This window comes from Vibrio genomosp. F10 str. 9ZD137, from assembly GCF_049974785.1.
Taxonomy (GTDB): Bacteria; Pseudomonadota; Gammaproteobacteria; order Enterobacterales; family Vibrionaceae; genus Vibrio.
In genome coordinates, this window is the sequence record NZ_JBNGCJ010000397.1 from 1 (window position 1) to 7,551 (window position 7,551).

Genomic DNA, 7,551 nt, shown 5'->3' on the forward strand with positions numbered 1-7,551 from the left:
AGCAAAGAGGCGATTGGGCTATTCGTTGTTTTGGCGGTGGTCTCTTTTCTTCTGGTATTAACCATGAATCCTCTGACCGTGAAGCTGTCATTTGTTGGTATTCTTCTCGCTTTCATTTACCCATTTATGAAACGTTATACTCATCTTCCTCAACTGTTTCTTGGGCTTGCTTTTAGCTGGGCCATACCTATGGCGTGGGCGGCGCAAACCAATGAATTACCGATGATGGTTTGGTATCTATTTGCGATTAACGCGGTTTGGACCATTGCCTATGACACTCAATATGCAATGGTTGATCGAGATGATGATGTGAAAATTGGTATTAAGTCGACAGCCATTCTCTTTGACCGTTTTGATAAAATGATCATTGGTGCTTTACAATTGTGTACGCTCATTATGTTGATGCTATTGGGTGATAAATATGCGCTCAGTAGTGGTTTTTACTGGAGCTTGCTCATTGTGGGTGCGTTGTTCGTCTTCCAACAACATTTGATTCGCCATCGCTCAAGGCCGCATTGCTTTCAAGCATTCCTGAATAATAATTACGTTGGTATGGTCATCACCATTGGGCTATTACTTGGATTTCTAATCAAGTAAGTACTCAATCAAGTCATCATTCAGACCACATCGAGTCATACCATGAGCTTCTATAGGCTATCTTTCTAAGTAAATAGAAAAAGGCATCCAATCGGATGCCTTTTTAGTCTGAGCTAAACACATTGAATCCTAGGGAGGACTAGGCCTTTAATGGTTGGCCTGATAGACGCTCTCTTTAATGGTCAGTTCAACCTCAGGATAAAGCATGGTGTAGAGCAGTTGGGCCAACTCTTTGCTTTTTCCTTGGTCACACTCGCCATTCTTATCCAGGTAAGCTTGCTGTTTAAGTGTGTTAAACATGCTTGAAAAAACGCCTTTATCAAAAAACTCAGGGGCATTAATACCGTGTAATCGACCCAGTCGTTGGGCGATGTCTTGGCTTTTCTTTTCTAGATCGGCTTTACCCAGTTCAGGGTCTTCTGAAAGCAAGTTTAAGGCAATGGCATAACGTTGTAAGGTTTCGGCAATTGTTTGGCCAAGCAGCACCAGTACTTGAGTGTTTGCTTGGTTGATGGCAACGTTATCGCCTTCAATACAAATATGGCCTTGGCGCGATAACTCTGCAATGTAGTTATTCACTACATCCGCCAGCTTTTCATCTTCAATGCTCAAAAAGAGTTCTTGTTTTAAGAATGGGTATATTTGCGCGACTTTGCTTTGAATGCTTGCGACAGATAGCTGCTGATTACGGACCAGTAGCTGTGCAATCAATGACGGAATCGCAAATAGGTGAATGATATTGTTCCTGTAGTAAGTCATTAATACCGACTGATGGCGATCGAGTGACACAATACTACCCATGCTGTCGCTATCAATGACAAACTTATCCAACGATTCCGCATGGCTAACTAATTCTTCTGCGCTTTCTGAAGGCATTGTGAACGTTGAAGAATAAGGAACGTTCTTTAAAAGCGATAGGTAGCTGTCTATTTGATTGATTAAACTGTCTCGAGATAATGCTCTTTGACGCGATGCCAACAATGCAGTCGCGCAAAGCGTGAGCGCATTCGCTGCCGCAGCGTCATTGATGTTCGTCATCATCTTATTGGCAAGTTTACCCACAACCGGGTTTATCCACTGTGGCTTACTTCCACCGAGTGGGTCAATATCTTGTGTCCACTCTGGGGCATGTTCGTTAAGGTATTGATTCAGAGGAATCGGCTCACCAAAGTTAACGTAGCCTTTACCAAAATTTCGCAACTTACGAATAGTGCGTAGCACTTGGCCTGCGTTTTCTTTCTCTTTGTCTTTGCCTCGAAGCTCTTTAGCGTAAGTGCTGACTTCCATAACGTGTTCATAACCGATGTAAACAGGCACTAACGTTACAGGACGGTTTAAGCCACGAAGCATTGCTTGAATCGTCATCGCAAGCATACCGGTTTTCGCTTGCAGCAAACGACCAGTACGTGAACGTCCGCCTTCACTGAAGTATTCAACGGAATAGCCTTTACTGAACAGCTCAGCAAGATACTCGCGGAAAACGGTAGAATAAAGTTTATTGCCTTTAAAACTGCGGCGAATAAAGAAAGCACCACCGCGTCTGAAAATTGGCCCAGCAGGGAAAAAATTGAGGTTAATACCCGCAGCAATATGAGGCGGCACCATGCCTTCATTGTAAAGCACATAAGAAAGCAGCAAGTAATCCATGTGGCTACGGTGACATGGGACGTAAACAATCTCATGGCCGTCTTGTGCCAGTTTTCTTATCGTCGAGGCATTGGAAATATTGAGCCCTTGATAGATACGATTCCACAGCCAGCGAAGAGTACGTTGACCTAACTTGATCAGAGAGTAGGAAAAATTCGCCGCGACTTCTTCCATAATCGCATGCGCTTCTTTGCGTGCTTTTTCGATTGGAATATTCTTGGCTTTGGCTTCTTCTTCAATCGCTTTTTCAATCGCTTGAGAGTTGAGCAACCGTTGAAATAGGGCCTGACGGTTAGGGAGATCTGGACCGGAGGCAGCAAGCTTTTGGCGAGAGAAGTGAATACGCGCCACTCGCGCGAGTTTATGAGCGATGGAGGCATCCGTACCGTGAGAGTCTGCCATGTAACGAAGCGACACGACAGGGCTGAAACGGACCAGACAGTCCCGACCTGAAAGAATAACGGCCGCTGCTTTTTCGGGGCCATTTAACGCCTGAAGATATGGTTTTGTGTGCTCTTCTTTCCCCGGTTTTCTGCCCCACAATACGGTTGTAGGAATAATTTGAACATCGAGATTACTATCAAATTGGTGGAGCTCAAGCAGTGACGAAAACAATGAGATCGACGTGTTGGGTACGTCTTGATTACGCTGAACTAATGTTGGCCGTGACGAGGTGAAAACATAACGAGGGAATGATTGACCATTAATCATGACCGGGCTCAGTGGGTCGGGTAGACCAAGCTCTAGAGCATGTTTTTGCAAGGTCAGGAGATCAACACTGGAGCGAAATGGCAGCGCATAAACAATCGGCTTGTCGATATCAATATTATGATCGTCAATAGGGCTTGAAGGAATTGCCGTCCCTTTTACCAAAATAGATAAAGGTAACTTAAGTAATGTTCGTGCTAGCGATTGTCCTGAAGACATAAAGGTTCATAGCCTCTTGTGTTTCAAATAAGCATAAGCGAATTTCCAGTCATTTGTTATTGTAACGCGAAGTGGAAAGTCGCCTAAGCAGGTTACTTAAAAGAGCGGCAAGGATAACAGAAACTGGTCTAACCTTTTAATTATATTGTAGGTCTCTTGGTCATATTATTGCGAAATTTTGATGGATGAATGCTTTAAAAAGTGAACGGAAGTACAAGATAAAGCTGCTATGGATTGAGATGCAAACATGAAAGATTTAAAAAACAGTCAATTATCTTTTCATTTTATGACTTACTGGATATACTCACAGTTAACTGTATAAAAAGACAGGTGACTTATGAAGCCGTTGACTGCACGCCAACAAGAAGTATTTGATCTCATCAAACGTAAAATTGATGATCATGGAATGCCACCGACTCGCGCTGAAATTGCGCGTGAATTGGGGTTCCGTTCTGCTAATGCCGCAGAAGAACATTTAAAAGCGCTCGCTCGCAAGCAAGCGATAGAAATTATCCCCGGAGCTTCGCGTGGTATACGCATTTTATTAGACGCTGCGAATGAGGAAGAAGGTTTGCCACTTATCGGCCAGGTAGCGGCTGGCGAACCGATTCTGGCTCAGGAACATGTCGAAACGCACTATAAAGTCGATGCCAGCATGTTTAAACCACAAGCTGATTTTCTGCTTCGTGTTAACGGCGAAAGTATGAAAGATATTGGTATCATGGATGGCGATTTATTAGCGGTGCACAAAACTCAAGACGTACGAGATGGCCAAGTTGTCGTTGCACGAGTGGATGATGATGTCACGGTTAAGCGTTTAGAGCGCAAAGGCGCAACGGTACTGCTTCATGCTGAAAATGAAGAATTTTCTCCGATTGAAGTGGATTTGACCGTGCAGCACTTAGCCATTGAGGGTATTGCCGTCGGAATCATTCGAAATACCGACTGGATGTAACCTCTTACTGAGCCGGTTCCTGTATCCGATTTGAGAAATTGCCTGGCGATACTCTCAATAGCTTGTAAGTTTAAATGATATTCATTATCATCTTCTTTCTGGGTTCATAAGGAAGATGATAATGCCTCTTACATCCCCCTCTTCAAAACGACGCTATCAAATCCCCACCGATTTGCTCCAACCATTATGGCTGCGTAGCCGTGAAAGCTTTGTTGATGATGGCCTTGTTTATGATCCAATTGCGGCTAATGCTTGTCGTTACTGCCAATTATCTCCTGAGTGTTTATCTGGTGATATCGATCAAAAGCAGCTGCTTCATGCGACTCTCACTCAACTTTGTGACCTACAAGTTAACGCATTCATTAAGCGTAGCCCAGATGCTTGGATCATTAATGTTGGAGCAGGCTTAGATACTCGATTTTATCGCGTTGATGATGGACTTTGTCATTGGGTAGAGCTCGATATTACCGAGAACTTGCTGTGGCGTGAGAAGCTTTTTCATAAGAGCGAACGCTATTTGCATCATTGTGGCAGTGTCGACGATGTGCAGTGGCTTGATCAACTGCCGATTCCTAACCACGCTAATGTGATGATTGTCTGTGAGCACGCTTTACTTGATCTTAGCCATTCCCATGTTGCCAAGTTTGTTCAAGCGTTAGGGCGTCATTTTGATAGTGCAACCGCGTGCTTGGTGATAGCTGGGGATAAAACGTCAACGCATTTAGGAAGAAAACTCGGGTCTGGCACGTATGCGCATGGGTATGATCATCCAGGTGAATCGATACTGAATTATTTACCGTGGGCACAGTCGGTAAATATCTTGTCGCCATTAGACAAAAACTGCAGTCGCTGGAAGTTTTGGCAGCGCTGTATCACGAAATTCCCGTCACTTAAGCAGAGATTAACCCCGGTAGTCGTTCAGCTTCGTTGGTGATCCAGTTACACTTCACTCTCTATAAGTGAGGTGACTGTGATTTCCCAATCGATTCAAACGTTAAGTACTCTTTATAAAAGCCTAAATAACCTGTCTCTTCACAAGAGAGTGTTATTACTCGCCATTCCCATGGTGCTTTCTAATATTACCGTTCCTCTTCTTGGATTAGTCGACGCCGCCGTTATTGGCCACTTAGAGCATGCTTGGTATCTAGGTGGTGTGGCATTGGGCGGCACCATGATCAGTGTGACGTTTTGGTTGCTCGGTTTTTTACGAATGTCGACCACTGGGCTTACCGCACAATCTTATGGCGCGGATGATAAGCAACAACTGGCGTTGGTGCTTATTCAAGGCGTCATGATGGCCTTTGGGCTTTCCGCCGTCTTTTTACTCGTGCACGGCAGTTTGGCGGACTTGATTTTTTCATTAAGCAGTGCCAGTGACGAGGTGAAACACTATGGCCAGCAGTACTTTTCTATTCGAGCTTGGAGTGCCCCGGCCGCTTTAGCTAACTTTGTGATTTTAGGTTGGCTACTGGGTACTCAAAATGCCAAGGCGCCAATGTGGATGGTGATCATTGCTAACTTGACGAACATCTTACTCGATGTCTTATTTGTCATCGTTTTTGATTGGAAAGTCGAAGGCGCGGCTCTCGCTTCTGTTATTGCGGACTACATGGGATTGGCTTTCGGTCTATGGTGTGTTTATCGAACTTGGTGTGCTCGTCATTTACCGTCTCCTCGATCCATCCTGTCAAAGAGTGGCAATAACATTGGCCGCTTTGTTAAGTTAAATCGAGATATTTTTCTACGTTCGCTGTGTCTTCAAGCGACATTCAGTTTTATGACTTTTCAAGGCGCAAGTTTTGGTGATGATGTTGTAGCTGCTAATGCGGTGCTCATGAGCTTCTTGATGATGATCTCTTACGGGATGGATGGCTTTGCTTACGCCATGGAAGCCATGGTGGGGAAAGCGATTGGTGCCAAAAATAAAGAAGAACTCAATCAGTCACTGATCGGGACCTTTTTTTGGAGTTTGATCATTTGCATAGCGTTGACCCTTGTTTTTTCTCTCTTTGGATCGGCTCTGATCCGTTTGATCACCGATATCCCAAGCGTCAAAGATAACGCTCATATCTACTTACCCTGGTTAATTGCGATGCCACTCATTGCTATGTGGTGCTTCTTGTTTGATGGCATTTTTATTGGTGCGACAAAAGGGAAGGAAATGCGTAACAGCATGTTCGTCGCGACGTGTTTTTTCTTTGCGGTGTTTTATTTAACCAAAGAGCTGGGTAACCATGCACTGTGGTTATCCATGTTGAGTTTTATGGCGATGAGGGGGCTGGGTTTAGGGATTGTGTTTATCGTTCAATGGCGTCAAGGTGTGTTCTTAAATCAAAAAACCGCAGAATAAGATCTGCGGTTTTACTTTGTTTCTGTTTCTAGTCTCTGCTATTCGCAACCGTCATTGGCTTTAGTGACGTGACATGTTTTGAGAGATTTACACATAAGGCTAAAACAATCGATTCAACCCGTTAAGCGCAGCCACACGGTATGCTTCAGCCATTGTCGGGTAATTGAATGTCGTATTGACGAAGTATTCAATGGTATTGGCAGGCCCCTTCTGTTCCATAATTGCCTGTCCAATGTGGATAATTTCAGCAGCACGCTCACCAAAACAATGAATACCCAAAATGGCTTTTGTCTCTCGGTGGAAGAGTATTTTTAAGCTACCGATATCTTTTCCTGCAATTTGAGCTCGAGCGAGATGCTTGAACGAGGCTCTACCGACTTCATACGGCACTTTCGCTGCGGTAAGCTCTTGCTCGGTTTTACCCACAGAACTGATTTCTGGAATGGTATAAATGCCTGTTGGAATATCTTCAATTAAATATCCAGAAGCTTGTCCTTGCGTAATCGCTTGGGCCACAAATCGGCCTTGATCATAGGCCGCGCTCGCTAGGCTTGGATAACCAATAACATCCCCGACCGCATAGACATGGTTAATACTGGTTTGGTAATTGCTGTTTACCGAAACTTGGCCACGAGAATCCGCCGCTAAGCCAACTGCGTCTAAATTCAATTTATCCGTATTGCCCGTTCGGCCATTGGCATACAGTAAACAATCGGCGCGCATTTTCTTTCCAGACTCAAGATGAACAATGACACCATCGTCGGTAGGTTCAATTTTCTCGAATGTCTCGTCATTTCGGATCACAACACCGCTATTCCAGAAGTGATATGAGAGGGCATCAGACGTTTCATTGTCCAGAAAAGACAACAGGCGGTCACGGGTGTTTATCAGATCGGTTTTAACGCCAAGCCCTCTAAAGATGGAAGCATATTCACAACCAATAACGCCAGCACCGTAAATGATGATATGGCGAGGGTCGTGCTCTAGGCTTAAAATTGAATCGCTGTCATAAATACGTTGATGGGTAAAGTCGACATCACTCGGTTGGTATGGGCGCGAGCCAGTCGCGATGACA

General features: G+C 44.4%; 6 protein-coding genes. 4 read left to right on the forward strand and 2 right to left on the reverse strand.

What is annotated here, in order from left to right; genetic code table 11:
- Window positions 1-597, forward strand: a 597-nt coding sequence (locus ACP45E_RS09020) for a 4-hydroxybenzoate octaprenyltransferase (protein WP_069584909.1), incomplete at its 5' end; no start/stop codon positions are given.
- Between the two features lie 147 nt (window positions 598-744).
- Here the strand turns inward: ACP45E_RS09020 and plsB are convergent.
- The gene (gene plsB, locus ACP45E_RS09025; protein WP_017036871.1) at window positions 745-3,171 is read right to left on the reverse strand and encodes a glycerol-3-phosphate 1-O-acyltransferase PlsB; all 2,427 of its coding nucleotides are present in this window, start codon (window positions 3,169-3,171) and stop codon (window positions 745-747) included.
- A 337-nt stretch (window positions 3,172-3,508) separates the two neighbouring features.
- On the opposite strand from plsB, the gene lexA reads away from it, so the two are divergent.
- The 3 genes from lexA (at window position 3,509) to dinF (ending at window position 6,476) form a co-directional block, all read left to right on the forward strand.
- On the forward strand, window positions 3,509-4,126 hold the full coding sequence (lexA, locus tag ACP45E_RS09030) for a transcriptional repressor LexA (RefSeq protein ID WP_026026694.1): 618 nt from the start codon (window positions 3,509-3,511) through the stop codon (window positions 4,124-4,126).
- A gap of 121 nt (window positions 4,127-4,247) precedes the next feature.
- A complete protein-coding gene (locus ACP45E_RS09035) occupies window positions 4,248-5,060 on the forward strand; it encodes a class I SAM-dependent methyltransferase (protein ID WP_017036872.1) in 813 nt (270 codons plus the stop codon).
- A 36-nt stretch (window positions 5,061-5,096) separates the two neighbouring features.
- A complete protein-coding gene (gene dinF, locus ACP45E_RS09040) occupies window positions 5,097-6,476 on the forward strand; it encodes an MATE family efflux transporter DinF (RefSeq protein WP_017036873.1) in 1,380 nt (459 codons plus the stop codon).
- Between the two features lie 99 nt (window positions 6,477-6,575).
- Here the strand turns inward: dinF and sthA are convergent.
- A partial coding sequence (sthA, locus tag ACP45E_RS09045; RefSeq protein WP_069584911.1) for a Si-specific NAD(P)(+) transhydrogenase occupies window positions 6,576-7,551 on the reverse strand: 976 nt, incomplete at its 5' end.

Excerpts from the sequence above, each read along its gene's own strand:
- lexA (WP_026026694.1), top strand. The coding sequence starts at position 3,509 with ATGAAGCCGTTGACTGCACGCCAACAAGAAGTATTTGATCTCATCAAA.
- plsB (WP_017036871.1), bottom strand. The coding sequence starts at position 3,171 with ATGTCTTCAGGACAATCGCTAGCACGAACATTACTTAAGTTACCTTTA.
- ACP45E_RS09035 (WP_017036872.1), top strand. The coding sequence starts at position 4,248 with ATGCCTCTTACATCCCCCTCTTCAAAACGACGCTATCAAATCCCCACC.